Raw genomic sequence first — 16,267 nt, 5'->3', positions numbered from 1 at the left:
TATGCATAAAAAGTACGTCACTCTTTCTCATTAATATAAAAGAATAGTAACGTGTGTGTAGAGAGAACAAAATTGTTTAATTTTGTTCTTAGAAAGCAAGCGTCAAATTGTCTTCTAGTTACAACAAGTGGGGACAGTTTGACGCTTATTTTCAAACAAGGGTATTTTTTCATTTTTTAATTGATAAGCCATATACAAGTGTTTCACTAGGGCTCGTAATACTAAATCCAGTCGTTTTATAATCGAGCTTTAACGTATCGCCCGTATAGTCTTGTGTAAATTTGTCCATCTGTATAATAAGTAGCTCGTCTTCGTAAACAACTTCATTTGGATTGTACGTATCGAAAATTAAGTCAATATCAACAAATATACTGCATGAGTTTGTCATTGTTCCTCGAATACGTATGATGTTTTTGTTGTCAGATTCTAACCGATTCAATACAGCTCTGGCTTCATCAGTTACACGAATGTTCATGAAATCCCATCCTTTGTCTATATTTCTTATTTTTATTATTACAAAAAGATATGAAATAGGAAAGGAGGCTGAATATGTATAACGGATTTATTGTTTAAAAAGTAAAGCTGGCACTGTAAAGGTTTGTGTTGAGCACAAATCATCTTCATCCATTTTCTCAATTTCTTGATATTCAATCTCGTTTTTTTGATAGAATTTTTTCCAGAAAGCCACTGCTCTCGAATTGCTTTTTAATTGGACCACGTAATATGTTCCCATGTGTTGTTTGAAAATCTCTAAAACGGCTTGATCTGCTATTTGTTTTCCTCTATACGGCTTTAATAAGAAAAAATCGTTAATACAAAAATCTGTTTCAGGGGCCGTAAATGGTACTTTAGCTAATAAGATAAAGCCAACATATTTTTCCTCATATTTAATGAAATACGGGATAAGCTCCTCACGAGTACAAATAAGTTCAAAAGCATCAAATTCAAAAAATCCATTTTCATTTGGATGAAGAGTAGGGGAGAATTGGGATAAATCGTGTAAGTATAGGGCATAGAAATTCTTTAATATTTCTAGCTGTTCTGTGGATACAGCTTCTAATGTGACGTTCATTTTAATCCCATCCTTTTTAAAAATATTTTTTGTAATGTAAAAATAAAGCATTCCTTCATATTCTTTAAGTGTTTCCTCTAAGTTTTGTACTTTCTCTTTAAATTGAAATCCAAGCTTTTCTAATACTTTTCGGTACTCTGCATCTAGACGGTAAATCCGTTGACCAAGGCAAAACTTTATCAATTATTTGACGCTTACCTTTTTACAGCATTTGGTACCCAAACAAGATTTTATTTACCAATTATTAGCTCATGATCACTAATTAATTTTCTAAGATACTTACCAAAATCAATTTTAATTAACGCCTCATTATATTCTGAAGTAATACCTAAACAGACACCTTTTACTAATCTCAAAAAGCTCGATTTCTCATTTTAAATGATTACTAACATACAGATTTTTTTGAAGGATTTCTTCGTTCACATAGTCTTTGCTAACAGGAAAAAATATAATTTGTTTAAGAAAACATCATTCATTTTACTACTCAGTAAGCTTTTTCATAAATAAGGCTGTCCACAGTCCAGAGACACCAAATACTTTATTCGATTGTTTTATCTCTTTCATTCTACGTATTTCTACTTCAGAAAAGTCTCTAAAGATGGCTCTAAGTTTTTCATCCGTAAAACCTAATCCACCTTTAAGACTTTGTAGTTTGTATACTTCCCAATCTGTTATGTCCGCCCCACCTAATTCTCCGCCTTGAACAAAACAAGTGATCGCAAAATAACCGCCTGGTTTTAAAGCCTTTTTTACCAAGTTTATGTAACTCATTCTTCTATGTGGAGCAATATGATGAAAACATCCTGAATCATACACAATATCGTATGTATCTTCTTCAATTTGTAAATCAAAGATATTGTTATAAATAAAATTCACATTTACATTTTTTTCTTTTGCTCGTTCTGTTGCCCATTGAATGGATTCCTGCGATAAATCTACTGCATCAACTAAGCATCCGTTTTCAGCAAAATAAATTGCATTCCTGCCTGGACCGCACCCAAGTTCAAGAACTTTTCCTGGATTAAGTAATTTTTTTTCAAAATAACTAACTAGGTTCTCATCCGGTTTATTAGTGAAAAAGGGAATCTCTTTTTCACGATTAGAATAAAAATCATCCCAAAATTGAGTTGGTTCGCGCAATAATGAGTCTAACATATTCAATAAATCTTCATAACTACTAATTGTTTCTTTCACATTAACCCCTTCTTTCCACTTAAATCTTACATTCTAATTGTACTAATAATTAGAATGATTCGTGTTTCACCGGGGTTAAAAACACTTTAAATTCAAATAAGTAAAAACTCTCTACGCATTCTTATTTATGCTAATTTAACACGCATAAAGGTACCTAATTTTCGTTTTATATTGCTTTAAAAGTATTTACCTTACTCTTTGTCAAAATCCAATCAAACAATTGGAAACACCCTTAGAATTAGAATTTAATTTCGATTTTTCAGAATTATCATTACAATCGTTACGGTAATGTTACAAATGGAGTAGCTATACATTCTCATTAAATAAAAATATACTTTAAGTTGAGGGATATGCGGCGCTATCCCTTGTAATAATCAGACTTTGTCAAACCATAAACAACAGTATCTTCATAAACTCCCCAGTACAAACAGCTCTGCTTAAATGTCCCTTCATGTTTCAATCCTAATTTTTGCATGACTTTAAAAGAGGCAGGATTTTTAGTGAAGGCATCAGCATAAATACGATTTAGACTCAATTCTTCAAATGCGTACTTAATGATGACTTTCCCCGCTTCTGTACAGTACCCTTTACCCCAGTATGATTTACCTACCCAATAGCCCAATTCTCCTTTGTTGTGTTTTTTATTAATAAAAAGATATATACAGCCTATAAGCATATTTTGCTCATTAACCATTGCAAAATGAAAACTGTCCCCTTTATCCATAGCTTTATAAGTAGATGTAATCCACTCTTCTGCCCAGCCATCAGGATATGGGTGAGGAATAATTGTGGTAGTTTTTGCAACCTCTTTATCTCCTGCTAATTCTTGAATTTTCGGAGCATCCTCTAATTGAAATGGGCGTATTGTTAATCTCTTAGATAAGAACATTGGATATTGCATTTCTTTTTCCCCTTTCTAATTACTTTCTCTGCTTCTTCTATCGTAATTCCTTTAGCATCTCATCACTAGTTATCTTACTAATAATCTTATTCTCTTTATCTAGTTCAATTAATTTTTTCAATTCAAATTCATTCATTATTTCCATCATGTTATTCCTTTCCGTTCTGGATCGTGTTTATTATCACTAATAACAAAAGGAAACCAACTGATTAAACGAAATTGAAACTACATAATCCTTTTCCTACTTTATTATTTTTCTACTCTTTCATTTAGTCCTTTACCACCTATCATCAACAATTACAGTATATTGAGCAACACCGATGCATTCCAATTCGTTATTTTTATATGTAATCTTTGTTTTTCTAGCGTTATATTCAAAATTATAAACTAGAATCGCAGTATTAAATTCTTTTTTAAGATTAATGTTATCAAATTGTTCAGTAAATTGATCAGAAAATGAAAAACCCTGCAATAAATCTTGAATATTATTCACCGATGTTTGGCCATTCCATTTCTTTTCAACTAAATCACGGTCGTAATAACCTAAGTCGAAATTTCGTTCGAATATTGAGGGTATGCTATCTCCATCTTCCGTATATTTAATATTTGTATAGTTTTCAAGCTCATCATCGCTCTCAAAATTTCCAATCCATACTGTTACTTTTTCATTCATCTTATCCCCCTCCCTTTAATTTATAACTTTTATCATTGGCTTTGTATTTCCACTAATAAAAACCTCTAACTCATCCGCACCTAATCTTTTCAATAAAGCTAGCAATTTCTCTCAACATATCATGTGCATTTTCCGGTCAACATACATGATAACTTTTTTAGATAAAGTGAAACTTTAATCAGTGGGGGTTTTCTTCATCCCCCACTGATTATTAGCCCTCACCAATCGGGCTTTTACGGGCAGTTTATCTCCCACCTAACTTCTTAAGAAAGGCGGAAGCGGCTCGCTCAGAATTGCAGGACGCCCACGCACAAGGCGGAGAGGCGCTTTTTGCCTCGTCCGAGGGGGCGAAACGACCGGAGATTCTAGCCACTAGAGCTGGACAATGCTTCCGCTGAATTTTGAGGCGGGAGTATTACTGCCCGTTAATGCGGGATAAACTTCCTTGTTTTTCAACCACTCTTAAACTCTTTACTTTTATCAGAAACTCTCTCATTACCATTAATGAGTCACTCGATAGTGTTTATGGTAAATCTTTATTTTGCTTTTTAAACAAAACAACTTCGCCCTTTAAGGTATTCTACTATCCAAGGAATAGGAGGGCATATTAGATAAAAAATCTTGACTAAGCGATGAGTACTCGATTAATATTTGAAGAATTATTCTGAAAACTTATCCACTAAAAATGTATAAAAGTTTTTATATTCTCTTATTCCCTCTTCTTCATCTTGCTCCCAGTCAATAACCGGACACTCATTTTCGACTAATCGTGAAGTATCAAGACAATACACACCAGCCCCATAGTTCTGTATTACAACGAATCCCATTGGTAAACCGTATTTTCTCCATTCTTCAGTTTCTCTTACACAAGCTGGAACCTCATGGAGTCCACCTCCGAAAATCTCCATCCCGGCAACTCCTCCAGTTCCATATTCCCTCAAAAACCATTTGTAACTTTTGGGTAATTCTACATTAAGCTCCTTCTCAATATTTTCGATTTGACTATCTTTTAAAGCCCCAACAAAAAACTTTTTTGGAGCATTCTTTATTAATTCAATAACTTCCTCTTTACTCACTGGTACCACCCCCCATATATATCAGGATTCTTAAGGAAAAGCCCATTCATAAGAATCAGCTTTTATTTATTCTCAGGTAAATAGACAATCATGCTTCCTTGTGGATACTTACCCTTCCAGCCACAAGGCCAACCACCAAGTTTATAAATTTCAAAGTTTGTGCTATTTCATTTAAAGTTTCCTCAAATACTTCTATATTATCATCTTCATGCTCCAAAAAACGCATCTTTTTTAAAGTTACTATCATATTCTCTAGAGACATTCTTTCCCCTCTACCCTATTTTTCTTACTAGATAAAACCATTATACAAAGTATTTCATACTCTCCATTTATTTGTTGCACTATATAAATTTTCCTATATTTTATTTAATTTTAGTATACTTTTACATCAAACCCCAGTTTTATGAATCAAATACTTTTTTAGTTCACATTCTCTCCATTCATAAATTGATGTTTTTAGTAATCCTTCCATCTTTTACTCCATTTTGAAAAAAGATTGATTAAAATGGAGTCTTTGTTACGTTAAGTACGTTTCTTCACAATCTTGGTGGTCGTAATAATTCTAATCATATATTCCCCATTCAAACAAAAAGTAATGGCTATCAGATTGTCCGAATATGTAATCATAAATATCCCCTTTTTGTATTTGTATTGTTTCAATATGATTTAACCTAATTAAAAGTTCTTTAACAACTGATTCTGGTGCGTTCACATCAGCTAAATCCCTTTTAAATCTACTTATAAAATCGTCTTTGTTTACTAGCTCTATGCAAGCACATACTCTTGCATAATATGCATTAATCCAGATATCCTTTAGTGCTGTTATCCATTGTTCATCTGAAGGGTCTGGCTCCTCACTAATATCCCATTCCTCTCCATCGAACAATTCCTTTTTAAATAGTGCAGAAAATGCCTCTTGAATAGTATTGAATTGACTTTTTCTAGCGAACATTAAGTCTACTTGCATTGCATATCGATTTCTAAATTCATATACATCAAATAATAAATTCGATAATCTTACGTTTGCAATTTGTCTGGCAAATAAATTGAGATCGCCAAACAATTCTTGAATTTCTTCATTCATCATAATCCTCCCTTCTTCCTAAAGTTCTGATATTTTGATTATTGATGTTTAACCAATCTACATTGTTGGTTCGATAAGAAAAACGAAGTATAAGTAATTCCGATTAAACTTTTTTCAATACGATTTTTCTCATATTGATGAGATTTCCGCCCATTCTTCTGTAGGAGGTGGAACAGGTGGATTCTTTAGTTTTTGTTGTATAACTTGATACAACAAATGCAAATGATCTTGCGTCGAGAAATTCATAAAAAACGTCATCCTTTCTAATCGAGTTTGTTTAGAAAGAATAACGTTTTTTTGTATGTAAGGGTATTAAAATCTCTTAAGTTGATAGGCATGTAAGGTGACCACTAATTAAAAAAATCTTTAAAAATAAAGACTCTGTTAAAGAATTATGTTGATAATCAAAAAATAAGAAAAGCGAGATTGAATCCTTTTACAGTAGTTATTAGTAACTGAACACTCGTTTCGCTAATGGAATATCCGTATTAAAAAACTCCGAGTAGTCTTGTAAATGATAATCAGCTACATCACATTGACTTTGAAACATGCACGTTGCAATTCCTAATTCTTTTGCAGGTAATAAATCTAATTCTCTGTCTCCAATAACTAGATCGATTCCGTGTTTTGTGTGCAAATGAATGTATGCTAATGAATTAGGTTTACGAGGGAAACCATCGTCAATCGTAACCATATCCACAAAGTATTTATCCCAGCCATAATATTTTAAGATGGCTAAAACTCCGTCCCTATGCTTGTGTGTCATAATTACATTTTTATTTGCAAATTTTAAGATTTCTTCTACACCATCAAATGGTTTCATATCTTTTGGAGATAATGTTTTCTTTAATCTTTTTATCTCTTCTTCTTGATTGCTGGAAATGTTATAGTAATTAATTGCATGCGAATACGAAACTTTTAGCTTTTCATAGATTTCCAGTTTATCTACTGCTTCTCCCAACACCAAAGAAAGTATGTTTGTATATGCAGGATACGTATCAAACAATGTTCCATCAAAATCCCATAAAATATTCAAGTAGACCACCCTTTTATAATTATATCAATTAAAGTACCTGATTGTTGTAGTTTTATTCCAATATGATAGTCTGTTTTCATAAAGAATTATCAAGCCATTAAGATTTCTCCCCAATTTTAGTCAGAATCACATTAGCTGCTTCTACTGCACCACCAGTATTCTGAAAAGTTTCTGACAGCTTCTGCGCATTTTCCTGATATGTTCGATTCGCTAACACCTCAGCTACCGCTGATGCCAAATGTTTTGGCTTCTTCCCTTTCAGTTTTAATCCTGCACCCAGTTCTACAACCCGATCAGCCACTAATCTTTGTTCGCTATGTTGCGGAAATAAAACCATTGGAACTCCAAAATACAGGCTTTCATTCGCACTATTCATGCCGCAATGGATAATAAATACATCTGCTGTCTGTAGTACCGATATCTGATCCACGACGTTTTTCACTGTGAAATTTCCTGGTATGTTGCCAAGAGAAGCAATTTCAGTTTTTTCACCAATTGACATCACAACATTATAGTCCGTATTTGCAAATGCTTGGATAAGTTTTTGGTAAAAATCCTGGTTTTGATTAAGTATAGTTCCAAGGGAAACGTAGATTACTTTTCTATCTTTTTTATTATTCTGTACTGGCAAAGACTGCCTGATGGATGGTCCGACAAAAGCATATCGGTCAGAAAAGGTATCTGCCATCGGCTGGAATTCTTTCGAAGTATAAACAATGGTGTCTGTTTCATTATCATTTTGAACAATCGATACAAAATTCTCTATTTCATATCCATGTGCCCTTAACAACTGAATTTTTTTGCTCATTCGTGGCAAGCCTACAATCATTTTCCATAGTTCCGTGAAACTCCGCTTCAACAATTTTGCTGTATACTGATTAAAAGCAAAGGAAGTAGTCGAACAAATATATGGGATTCCTAGTTTCTTGGTAAATAATTTTCCCCAAAAGCATAAAGAATCGAATACAATGCAATCCGGCTGAATTTCCTTTAATTCCTTACATACCTTTCCATCCAAAGCAATGGTCGTATCGGCAACCATTTCAATCAATGCCGCAAAATCTTTGCCATTCTTACGATCCAATTCTTTTTGTGATAGCTGGGGCAAGAATTCATCACAAGCAATAAATGTAGCACCAGCGCCTTCTATTTTCTCCTGAAATTCTAGAAAAGAATAATACCAAACTTGATGGCCTCTATTTACTAACTCAGTTACCACCGGAATGGTCGGATTGGTATGACCATGTGCGGGCATCGAAAAAAATATGATTTTTCTCATTCTGTCTCATCTTCCCTCGGTTCAGCTTTTCGGATCATCTCTACAAATTCTATGAAATTCTCACTTTTTAAGAAAGCAATTCCTTTTGTCGCATCTTCTCCCAAAACAACCAGCTTATCACCAGCTTGAATCTGATACATTTTGCGTGCTTCTTTTGGAATCACAATCTGCCCCCGATCCCCTACCTTCACAACGCCAAAGAACTGCTTCCCCTTGGGACCGAGCTGACTTGCCTCTTCTTCACTCATATTACAAGATAATTGATCTAAGGTTACTTAAAAAATATCAGCGAGTATCTTGCATTTAAAAATATCGGGCAAGGCTTCCCCGTTTTCCCACTTTGCTACGGTCTGTCGCGATACATTTACCTTCTCAGCTAATTGTTCCTGACTCATTTTATTCTTTTTACGCAAAATACGAATATTCATACCAATCATGTTTTTCATCTCCTTATACGTTTAAATATATAAAAGGTATAAGGTAAAATCCACCAATAGTTTGCAACATTTTTTGTTAAAAATTGTGGCAATGTACACATATATTTGGTACAGCTTGCCAAACGAAAAGCTCAGAAAATGGACAGGTCACTTCTTCAAAAAAAAGGTCGTATGCACTTTATCTGTTTATCCTGGCGCCGAGGGATGTAGTCATAAAGCTGGTGTGAAAATTCAACTAGAGTATGACTTGTTGAATGGAGAACTTTCTGATGTGGAAATTGAATCAGGACAACAAAGTGATCAGGCATATAGTGCGACTCGAACAGGCATGACACAAAAGAACGAACTATATATTCGTGACTTAGGATATTTTCGTTTACAAGACTTTAAGTCTATTCAAGATAAACAAGGGTATTATTTAGCACGTCTTAAGTTACCAACTAAAATATATAGAAAAGAATTCGATACAGTAGTATTTAAAACAAAACCAGTTCCATTGGATCTATGGTTTCCGATTCAACTTCAAATAATTCAAGTATATCTCTTTCTAAGGCCAGGGCATCAAAGTCCAGCTTTGCCTTTTTCGATTTTGTACCTATTGACCTTATTGTCTCAATAAGGTTTTTTATTAAAAGTAATTTACGATTTTCCTTATCTCCATTTAAAAATTTTTGGAAGTTAATTTGTAATCTGTAATCACAATCTTTTTCTTTCCTCTGAAAAAGTCTTCTTTCTTCAAAGAAACCTAATTGTAGTAAATCAGGAGGAACGATGATAGGAATGATACTTATACCGTTTACTGCACTACCATAATTTTTCTCTTGAAGATTTTGAAGTTTCTTTTCCATTTCTCTACGAATCTTATTAAAATACTCGCTGACAGATTTATCAACTTCTCCACTAATGAAAAATTCCATATGACACCTCATGGTTTTTATAAAATAATAAAATTCTTATATCCTTAAAAGCAATGGGACATTTAAAAATATTAAGTTGATGGATGTGGGGCGGTACCCCTATATACAAAAACAGAGGGCGGATATGCATCCGCCTCTTGTGTCCAACCAATATTATTCTTGCTCTTCCATAATTTTCTCAAACGCAGCAGATACTTTTTCAAATTCCTCGTCACTCTCAATGTATGAGAATTCACTATCTTCTTCCACTTTTAAAAAGAAGATATCAATGTCTTCCTCTGTTTCCGTTTGAATGTCTTCTACAAAGCCAACAGCAATGTATTCTGCTCCTTCGACGTTCATCGTTCCGAGCACTTCAACTTCCTGCTCCTCATTACTCTCATCGCTAAGGGTAAAGATTTCGCCTACTTCAATTTCCGACATATTCATTCTCCTCCTGTTATACTCTAAAGAATAGAACGTTCAAATCGTATACTTACTAGTATATCTTTCCATAAAAAATCAAATTAATGCTCAAAGAACAACAATTTCTTGCTGCTTCAGCGTAAGAATCCAACTAAAAGGATATCATCTGTGAATATGAATGAATACATTTTGAGCTCTCGTCACATGCCCATCAACTTTAGAAATAGGTTGCCCTAAAACGAAAAAATGAATTGAACTCTCATAATTAACTGTAAAATAATAAAATTTTCGCTTTGGAGACATTTCAAAGCCTTAGCTTGATGGGCCCGCCAACAAAACGCGCAAAACATACGCTAAGGAATAATAATATATCTAGCCTTATTAGGATAAAATTTCCTCCTACAATGAAAAAGTCCGTCACTTGACGGACTAATAAAATTAAACAGACTTATTTTCGTTTTTCTTTATGTCGATACCTAATTGATCTTGCAAGGCTTTTTTACCGTTGTTTGTAAGATGAACTGCTCGACTTTTTTCTTCTTTTGTAATCCATCCCTGTTCAAAAAAAAGATTGGCTATTTCAGATCCTAACCAACCCGAAATATGGTAACGTCTTTCGCTCCAATCAAGACAAGGCTTTGCAAATATCCTCCTTTTTGTATTAGCCTTTTCGATATTGATCCCAAACTTTAAAAACCACTTTTCCCCTTGCTCAGTCACAGCGTATTCTCCATCTTCTAGAGTTAGAAATTGTCTATCAATTAGTCCCTCTGTTATTTTTACTCCTAGCTCCCCTGCAAGATGATCATAACATGTGCGAGCATTGCGAACTTTTTTTAGTTGATCGGACTGCCTCAAAGAGCGAACTGGAGCAGTTGGTGCAATCGTACCTAATTTTTCGAGAGCTTCTGCTACCTCTTGATTAGCAAGTCTATAGTACCGATGTCTACCATGTTGTTCAACATTAAGGAGATTACCCTCGACCAATTTAGAAAGATGGGAACTGATTGTTGGATGTGACACTTTTGCCATATATGCTAATTCACTAGCTGGTAAAGCCTGACCATTCATTAAACAATCTAAAATGATTGCTCTTGTAGGTTCAGCAATTAGTTTTGCTATATATGAGATATTCGGATATACATTCATATTTCGATGATACCCTAATTGTTTAATTGATACAATTATTTTGAAGATACAAACAAGGAGGAATTTATAATGAATGCAATTGAGCTTTGTATATTGAATTTAAAGGAAACAAGAAGGCGCTCTATAAAATTGTGGAGATCTCTTCCTGATAACTTGCTTTCTTGGAAACCTGACAACGAAGCAATGTCTTTTGGGAAGATGATTCGTCATGTGTGGAGTGGAAGTTTCCATTATCACGTGGTCTTGAGGAACAACGGATCGATAAAGACAGAAATATATACCCCATACGATGAAGAACCAATTACTTCTGTTGAAAAAGAAATCGAGTTATCGCAATTGTATTTTGACGATTTTATAGAATATGTTGAATCCATATCAACGGAGGAATTAGAATCAAGACTTATTGATAGAAGTGATGTAGGCTACCAACGATATTTGGGTGACATGCTTTTAAGAATTGCCTATCATGATGCTGTCCATACGGGTCAGTTTTTACAATATTTACGAATGGTAGAGTTGGAGAGACCTCTTATATGGGATTAACCTTAAATAAACAGGTGGTGGTAACTTAATGAATAACACAAATATTATTGTGAATCGTTCCCTTTCTCTTTTTAGTGAAAAAATGGTGATCTTGACGGCTGGTATTGGGATGTTTTTATCAACTTTAGATACTGGCATTATCAATGTTGCTTTACCATTTTTAGAAAAGGAATTTCATTCAACAGTAACTATAACAGCATGGAGTGTAACCATATATGTGATGGCACTTAGTGCTACTATCCTTTTATTTGGAAAAATTAGTGATTGCGTAGGCCGAATTCGAATATGTTTGTGGGGGATTTTTATATTCCTTATCAGTTCTATATTATGTGGTTTATCTCAAGAAATGTGGCAATTGCTTGTATTTCGCGCCATTCAGGGAATTGGTGCCGCTGCTTTACAAGCTACATCTGCCGCTCTCATTACAACTTTTGTCAGCCCTGAGAATCGTAGTCATGCATTAGGTACCTTAGGAGTAATGATAGGCTTAGGACCTATTTTAGGTCCCGCTGCAGGAGGATTGTTCATTTCACTTGGGAGTTGGCGGTGGATTTTTTGGATTAACATTCCATTATGCCTAATTGGATTATGGGCTTGTTACAAAGCCTCTCGAGTTATAAAAGAAGAAAAACATCCATCGCCTCTCGATGTATTAGGAAATATATACTTTACTTTAAGTGCCTTGCTGTTTCTTTTTGGTTTATCGCATGGATCAAGTGTAGGAATGAAAAGTATATCTACGTGGGGATACATCATGATTTCCATTATTTTATTAGGTATTTTCATAATTCATGAATCCAAAGTAAAACACCCTATTATAGATATACATTTATTTCATCATTCAAACTTTATAGTTCCAATATTTGCAACAGTAGGTTTTGGGATGGCCTCAGCAATTGTTTTTATTATTCCACCCTATTTCTTACAAGCATTTACACAATTGGCTCCATGGCAAACAGGATTTGTTTTATTATCAGCTCCTCTTGGTTTAGTAATATTCTCGCGAATAGCAGGAAAATTTATGGAACGTTATGGGTCAAATTTACTTATGAAAATAGGTTTATGTGTAATGCTTATAGCATTTGTTGGATTAAGTTTTATTCAAGCCCATTGGTCATCGTATATAATCGCTAGCCTATTATTTCTATATGGAATTGGAGGAGGAATATTTCAACCAGCTAATATTGCATCAGTTATGGCGTCTGTATCCAAAGAAAAACAAGGTACGATTGGAGCTGTACAACGTATGTTACAAAACGTCGCAATTGCATTTGGTGCTGCAGTTGCTACAACATTTATGAGTTCACAAGGCGATATGGAAACATACAAACTTATTCAAGCCTTCCGCTATTCGTGGTACATCGCAGGGGGATTACTATTATTTAATCTTCTATGTTTTTTAGGCTATCGGAAATGTTAAAATGTAAAAATGCGATTTCTAAGTAAACGTCAAGTAACTCCAAAATGTGCGACAAAAATTAATTTTGGAGTTATTTTTTGTTTGCTTCACTTTTTTTCACTACTCTGCAACGAGATGGTAAATCCATTGACCACGGCAAGACTTTATCAATTTCTTCTTTATTGTTTAAATCGATATTGGGGAGTGTTTCAAACAAATAAAGCTCACCATAATTAATCATTCTTTTAATTCCCCTTTATACGTTCCTTTTACTCCTTTAAATGCATGACTTTTCTTTTATTCTTGTGCACTAGGATTCTCTTTGACTTTTTAACTTTTATCCTCATATAAATTATCCAGAAATTCATTTATGTTATTTGCTAAAAAGTACATATTGTTCATACCATCGTGCTCTTCATCATGTGCCCAATGAAAGATTTTTTCACAATATTCTCCATTGATACCCACACATATTTGATTACCACCCGGATCATTTGCAATTGGTATAAACCCCATATATAAGATTCCATCAAAAAAATCAATGATTTTATCCAAATTATCATACATACTACCAATTCCTTGGAGTAAAGTTTAATTAACAGAATGTCATTAAACCTTATTTGTCTGTATAGAAAAAACTTCATTTTGAAATAAAGATGGATCAAAATAAAGCCTTTCCGTGTGAATAGTGATGAAATTTTTATTAAAAGGTTCGATTATATCTATGATTTATATGTCACTAAAACCCCTGTTCGTTGAATAAAAAATGTGTAATAAACATATAGAATATAGAAACTACTTCAAAACAATTAATTCTTGTACCTGATCAAAGTTCTTCCTTAATGCATACCAAGCATCATTATAAACATGAGGAGATTCTCCGTAGGCATTACAAATTTATTAATAGGAGGAGACGTATGTTTAAAAAAGTTTTATTTTCTGTTTTCTCACTCGCAATATCTGGCTCTATCTTATTTTCTAATCAAACAGTAACGTATGCAGATTTTTATCAAGTAAAAAAGGATTTGGATATATATGTTATGCCAACACTAAACAGTACAAAGGAAATAATTCCAGCTGGAAATACCATTTCCTTATACTGCTACGTAAATAGTGAGTCTTACATGGGAAGTAAGATTTGGACCTTTGCTGATGATAATGGTTATGGTGGTAGTCAAGATTATGGTTATATTCCTGATTATTTTCTTAGAATAGGTTCATCAAGTCCACTCATCGGATATTGCAATTTTTAATATATATAAGAGTAATTGGTTCTGATGTAAATATATGAGGGGTACGGAAACACATATTACCGGTTATGGAAGAATCAAATAAGGGGTCTCGCCATATCGCCATCAACCTAATAGGGTCACCATATCAAAAAAAGAAAATTGTACGTTTTCAAGACCTAAATTATAAAAAGTTTTAAAAAATAAAGGATAGCACATGCCTATTATGTGCTATCCTCTCTCATTTTATTAAATTAAAGTACCCATTAATAGAATAAAAAAGTTTAGTTTCTGTTTGAATCATCAATTTCTGAATTTAATGAACTCTCCCACCAAACGTCTCTTCTTCCGGTTAAGTAATTTTTAATTAGTTTCCTAAATGGATAAGGTTGTAAATTCATACCATGTATATTCACACAACTAAATGTCCATAAAAATACTTTTCACCAATCTTCCATTCTTTTTTTGTTAAAGAATCAATATATAACATCAATTCTCTGTATTTTTCATCAGTTATTATTGTTCCATATTGAATAGGACATTTGATTCCACTCCAAATTGATAAAGTAGAAGGTATTGTATCTATATCAAAAGTGGTTTTCTCTCTTAGAGAAATCATTACTCTCGGCATTAACTCCTTTACCAAATCCCCAGAAAAGGACAGCCTATTATGGTAGTAATATTCTTTCATATCATTATTTTTAACGAACTCAGAACATATTTCTCCCAATTCTTCTATTGATAGTTCATAATACTCATCCTTAATTCCAAGCATCCATGCAAGTTCATTTCTGATAGTTTTTTCAACAAAGGTATCTTCCCACTCTTCTAACAAAGTTAGAAGGTATGGTACTACATGATATGAAAGAGTTTCGCCAGCACTTGCCGCAAAGGTATGAACACCATCCTCTGAAGCACTTGAAAGGAAATTCAAGTTATTTGTTTCTAATAAGTCATCATGAGTAGCGATTGAACAAAAAAGTCTTGTACATAGATTCAAAATAACCTCATCTTGAGTACTATTCATAAGTTGTATGAGTAATCCCTTTACAGAGAAATCACCTAATTTTAGTAATTCATTAATGAAAAGAAAGCATTCTTTCTCAGTTGTAACATCTTTTAACTTAGATTTAAGATTTTCGATTTTATCATTAGAAATTTCTCCATACCAAATATCTTTTTTTAGATTTTCTAAATCCATAATTCTCTCCCCTTTTATTTATTCCCTTCAAACGTTTTCTTTCTATTACTTTGTCATCCAGTATAACTTTATCTCATCTATTTATCGTTCTTGTTACAATATCCTAATATTAGAACGAAACTCCATTATGGTAAAATTCCCTTTAGATTTTAATTTTTTACACAATCAATCTCGACACTTTTTAATTCGTTTAGCTAAGTCCTAAAACTAGCGTGCTAATTTAGGCGATTTACGAAGCTGATTAGCCAACTCTTGATCTACTTAAACAAAACGAGCTCGTCTAGCTATTGTTTTATCATTTCATCCATTGTCACTTCTTTATCGGCGACTAAATCATAAAACCCTATGTGAACTCCTTCTTCATATAGCCAGCATAAATCCGTTCCATAAGGAGCTTCAAAAATCCCCAAAATTACAGGGGTGATTTTTAAAATAGATTCTGCACTTAAAATGATGAAATTCTCCGCATTATTCACATATTCATCAGTATCATCTATAGAATAAAAATTCCAGCCATTTAATTGGGGGATAGAACTTTTTTCTCTAAATGAATATCTAATTGGTTTTCCAGCAAGAATATTCTTTGAAACTACAAAACCGCCATATTCACAATTATTTATTTTCATCTTTAAGCTCCCTAATATTATAATTTACAGCATGTGTTAATGAAGT

General features: G+C 33.4%; 21 protein-coding genes and 3 pseudogenes. 4 read left to right on the top strand and 20 right to left on the bottom strand.

Annotated elements, in window-relative coordinates; translation table 11 throughout:
* Positions 1-169 precede the first annotated feature (169 nt).
* The 13 genes and pseudogenes from MR076_RS05415 to MR076_RS05355 all read right to left on the bottom strand — a co-directional run bounded on the left by MR076_RS05415 (position 170) and on the right by MR076_RS05355 (position 8,752).
* On the bottom strand, positions 170-475 hold the full coding sequence (locus tag MR076_RS05415) for an iron-sulfur cluster biosynthesis family protein (protein ID WP_242218449.1): 306 nt from the start codon (positions 473-475) through the stop codon (positions 170-172).
* Between the two features lie 87 nt (positions 476-562).
* Complete coding sequence (locus MR076_RS05410) at positions 563-1,255, bottom strand: GNAT family N-acetyltransferase (RefSeq protein WP_242218447.1); 693 nt, start codon at positions 1,253-1,255, stop codon at positions 563-565.
* 297 nt (positions 1,256-1,552) lie between these two features.
* Positions 1,553-2,266, bottom strand: coding sequence for a class I SAM-dependent methyltransferase (locus tag MR076_RS05405; RefSeq protein ID WP_242218445.1), 714 nt, complete (start codon positions 2,264-2,266; stop codon positions 1,553-1,555).
* 358 nt (positions 2,267-2,624) lie between these two features.
* Positions 2,625-3,167, bottom strand: a complete 543-nt coding sequence (locus MR076_RS05400) for a GNAT family N-acetyltransferase (protein ID WP_242218443.1) — start codon at positions 3,165-3,167, stop codon at positions 2,625-2,627.
* Between the two features lie 277 nt (positions 3,168-3,444).
* Positions 3,445-3,840, bottom strand: a complete 396-nt coding sequence (locus MR076_RS05395) for an immunity 22 family protein (RefSeq protein ID WP_242218441.1) — start codon at positions 3,838-3,840, stop codon at positions 3,445-3,447.
* A gap of 659 nt (positions 3,841-4,499) precedes the next feature.
* Positions 4,500-4,916 (bottom strand): SMI1/KNR4 family protein, encoded by a 417-nt coding sequence (locus MR076_RS05390; protein WP_242218439.1) that lies wholly within the window; start codon positions 4,914-4,916, stop codon positions 4,500-4,502.
* Positions 4,917-4,978: 62 nt separating this feature from the next.
* Positions 4,979-5,071 (bottom strand): annotated as a pseudogene (locus MR076_RS05385) (cytoplasmic protein); the annotation flags it as partial.
* A 407-nt stretch (positions 5,072-5,478) separates the two neighbouring features.
* Positions 5,479-6,003 (bottom strand): hypothetical protein, encoded by a 525-nt coding sequence (locus MR076_RS05380; protein ID WP_313897302.1) that lies wholly within the window; start codon positions 6,001-6,003, stop codon positions 5,479-5,481.
* Positions 6,004-6,038: 35 nt separating this feature from the next.
* A pseudogene (locus MR076_RS05375) lies at positions 6,039-6,231 on the bottom strand (IS4 family transposase); the annotation flags it as partial.
* 217 nt (positions 6,232-6,448) lie between these two features.
* Positions 6,449-7,036: an HAD-IA family hydrolase gene (locus tag MR076_RS05370; protein WP_242218435.1), complete on the bottom strand. Its 588-nt coding sequence runs from the start codon at positions 7,034-7,036 to the stop codon at positions 6,449-6,451.
* 97 nt (positions 7,037-7,133) lie between these two features.
* Positions 7,134-8,315, bottom strand: coding sequence for a macrolide family glycosyltransferase (locus tag MR076_RS05365; protein ID WP_242218429.1), 1,182 nt, complete (start codon positions 8,313-8,315; stop codon positions 7,134-7,136).
* A complete protein-coding gene (locus MR076_RS05360) occupies positions 8,312-8,563 on the bottom strand; it encodes an AbrB/MazE/SpoVT family DNA-binding domain-containing protein (protein WP_277928383.1) in 252 nt (83 codons plus the stop codon). Before MR076_RS05360 ends, MR076_RS05365 begins: the two co-directional genes overlap by 4 nt.
* 27 nt (positions 8,564-8,590) lie before the next feature.
* A complete protein-coding gene (locus MR076_RS05355; protein ID WP_231559663.1) occupies positions 8,591-8,752 on the bottom strand; it encodes a helix-turn-helix transcriptional regulator in 162 nt (53 codons plus the stop codon).
* Between the two features lie 181 nt (positions 8,753-8,933).
* Between MR076_RS05355 and MR076_RS05350 the strand changes: the two are divergent.
* Positions 8,934-9,311, top strand: a pseudogene (locus MR076_RS05350) (transposase); the annotation flags it as partial.
* Here MR076_RS05350 and MR076_RS05345 read toward each other — a convergent pair.
* From MR076_RS05345 to MR076_RS05335, 3 genes are all read right to left on the bottom strand, one after another.
* Complete coding sequence (locus MR076_RS05345; protein ID WP_242218424.1) at positions 9,229-9,669, bottom strand: Imm44 family immunity protein; 441 nt, start codon at positions 9,667-9,669, stop codon at positions 9,229-9,231. The pseudogene MR076_RS05350 and the gene MR076_RS05345 sit on opposite strands and share 83 nt — an antisense overlap.
* A 153-nt stretch (positions 9,670-9,822) precedes the next feature.
* Complete coding sequence (locus MR076_RS05340; RefSeq protein WP_242218419.1) at positions 9,823-10,092, bottom strand: DUF1292 domain-containing protein; 270 nt, start codon at positions 10,090-10,092, stop codon at positions 9,823-9,825.
* A gap of 420 nt (positions 10,093-10,512) precedes the next feature.
* On the bottom strand, positions 10,513-11,223 hold the full coding sequence (locus MR076_RS05335; protein WP_242218417.1) for an ArsR/SmtB family transcription factor: 711 nt from the start codon (positions 11,221-11,223) through the stop codon (positions 10,513-10,515).
* A gap of 69 nt (positions 11,224-11,292) precedes the next feature.
* Between MR076_RS05335 and MR076_RS05330 the strand changes: the two genes are divergently transcribed.
* Together MR076_RS05330 and MR076_RS05325 are read left to right on the top strand one after the other, a co-directional pair.
* Positions 11,293-11,766 (top strand): DinB family protein, encoded by a 474-nt coding sequence (locus tag MR076_RS05330; protein ID WP_242218415.1) that lies wholly within the window; start codon positions 11,293-11,295, stop codon positions 11,764-11,766.
* Positions 11,767-11,794: 28 nt separating this feature from the next.
* Positions 11,795-13,186, top strand: coding sequence for an MFS transporter (locus tag MR076_RS05325; RefSeq protein ID WP_242218413.1), 1,392 nt, complete (start codon positions 11,795-11,797; stop codon positions 13,184-13,186).
* Between the two features lie 70 nt (positions 13,187-13,256).
* Here the strand turns inward: MR076_RS05325 and MR076_RS05320 are convergent, their stop codons facing one another.
* Both MR076_RS05320 and MR076_RS05315 read right to left on the bottom strand, forming a co-directional pair.
* A complete protein-coding gene (locus MR076_RS05320; protein WP_242218411.1) occupies positions 13,257-13,406 on the bottom strand; it encodes a hypothetical protein in 150 nt (49 codons plus the stop codon).
* Between the two features lie 89 nt (positions 13,407-13,495).
* Positions 13,496-13,732 carry an SMI1/KNR4 family protein gene (locus tag MR076_RS05315; protein WP_242218409.1) on the bottom strand — a complete coding sequence of 79 codons (237 nt, stop codon included), beginning with the start codon at positions 13,730-13,732 and terminating at the stop codon, positions 13,496-13,498.
* Positions 13,733-14,082: 350 nt separating this feature from the next.
* Between MR076_RS05315 and MR076_RS05310 the strand changes: the two genes are divergently transcribed.
* Positions 14,083-14,418, top strand: a complete 336-nt coding sequence (locus tag MR076_RS05310; protein ID WP_242218407.1) for a hypothetical protein — start codon at positions 14,083-14,085, stop codon at positions 14,416-14,418.
* Between the two features lie 388 nt (positions 14,419-14,806).
* Here the strand turns inward: MR076_RS05310 and imm47 are convergent, their stop codons facing one another.
* Complete coding sequence (gene imm47, locus MR076_RS05305; RefSeq protein ID WP_242218405.1) at positions 14,807-15,595, bottom strand: Imm47 family immunity protein; 789 nt, start codon at positions 15,593-15,595, stop codon at positions 14,807-14,809.
* 284 nt (positions 15,596-15,879) lie between these two features.
* Entirely contained in the window at positions 15,880-16,221 is a 342-nt protein-coding gene (locus tag MR076_RS05300; RefSeq protein ID WP_242218404.1) for a DUF2185 domain-containing protein, read from the bottom strand.
* Between the last annotated feature and the right edge of the window lie 46 nt (positions 16,222-16,267).

The sequence above is a fragment of the Bacillus cereus group sp. BfR-BA-01380 genome, from assembly GCF_022663535.1.
GTDB lineage: Bacteria > Bacillota > Bacilli > Bacillales > Bacillaceae_G > Bacillus_A > Bacillus_A cereus_BB.
The sequence above is the reverse complement of the archived record's forward strand: the minus strand, read 5'-3'. Positions and strand labels throughout refer to the sequence as shown.

Excerpts from the sequence above, each read along its gene's own strand:
- MR076_RS05415 (WP_242218449.1), bottom strand. The coding sequence starts at position 475 with ATGAACATTCGTGTAACTGATGAAGCCAGAGCTGTATTGAATCGGTTA.
- MR076_RS05400 (WP_242218443.1), bottom strand. The coding sequence starts at position 3,167 with ATGCAATATCCAATGTTCTTATCTAAGAGATTAACAATACGCCCATTT.
- MR076_RS05395 (WP_242218441.1), bottom strand. The coding sequence starts at position 3,840 with ATGAATGAAAAAGTAACAGTATGGATTGGAAATTTTGAGAGCGATGAT.
- MR076_RS05380 (WP_313897302.1), bottom strand. The coding sequence starts at position 6,003 with ATGATGAATGAAGAAATTCAAGAATTGTTTGGCGATCTCAATTTATTT.
- MR076_RS05365 (WP_242218429.1), bottom strand. The coding sequence starts at position 8,315 with ATGAGAAAAATCATATTTTTTTCGATGCCCGCACATGGTCATACCAAT.
- MR076_RS05360 (WP_277928383.1), bottom strand. The coding sequence starts at position 8,563 with ATGAGTGAAGAAGAGGCAAGTCAGCTCGGTCCCAAGGGGAAGCAGTTC.
- MR076_RS05355 (WP_231559663.1), bottom strand. The coding sequence starts at position 8,752 with ATGATTGGTATGAATATTCGTATTTTGCGTAAAAAGAATAAAATGAGT.
- MR076_RS05345 (WP_242218424.1), bottom strand. The coding sequence starts at position 9,669 with ATGGAATTTTTCATTAGTGGAGAAGTTGATAAATCTGTCAGCGAGTAT.
- MR076_RS05340 (WP_242218419.1), bottom strand. The coding sequence starts at position 10,092 with ATGTCGGAAATTGAAGTAGGCGAAATCTTTACCCTTAGCGATGAGAGT.
- MR076_RS05335 (WP_242218417.1), bottom strand. The coding sequence starts at position 11,223 with ATGAATGTATATCCGAATATCTCATATATAGCAAAACTAATTGCTGAA.
- MR076_RS05330 (WP_242218415.1), top strand. The coding sequence starts at position 11,293 with ATGAATGCAATTGAGCTTTGTATATTGAATTTAAAGGAAACAAGAAGG.
- MR076_RS05325 (WP_242218413.1), top strand. The coding sequence starts at position 11,795 with ATGAATAACACAAATATTATTGTGAATCGTTCCCTTTCTCTTTTTAGT.
- MR076_RS05320 (WP_242218411.1), bottom strand. The coding sequence starts at position 13,406 with ATGATTAATTATGGTGAGCTTTATTTGTTTGAAACACTCCCCAATATC.
- MR076_RS05315 (WP_242218409.1), bottom strand. The coding sequence starts at position 13,732 with ATGTATGATAATTTGGATAAAATCATTGATTTTTTTGATGGAATCTTA.
- MR076_RS05310 (WP_242218407.1), top strand. The coding sequence starts at position 14,083 with ATGTTTAAAAAAGTTTTATTTTCTGTTTTCTCACTCGCAATATCTGGC.
- imm47 (WP_242218405.1), bottom strand. The coding sequence starts at position 15,595 with ATGGATTTAGAAAATCTAAAAAAAGATATTTGGTATGGAGAAATTTCT.
- MR076_RS05300 (WP_242218404.1), bottom strand. The coding sequence starts at position 16,221 with ATGAAAATAAATAATTGTGAATATGGCGGTTTTGTAGTTTCAAAGAAT.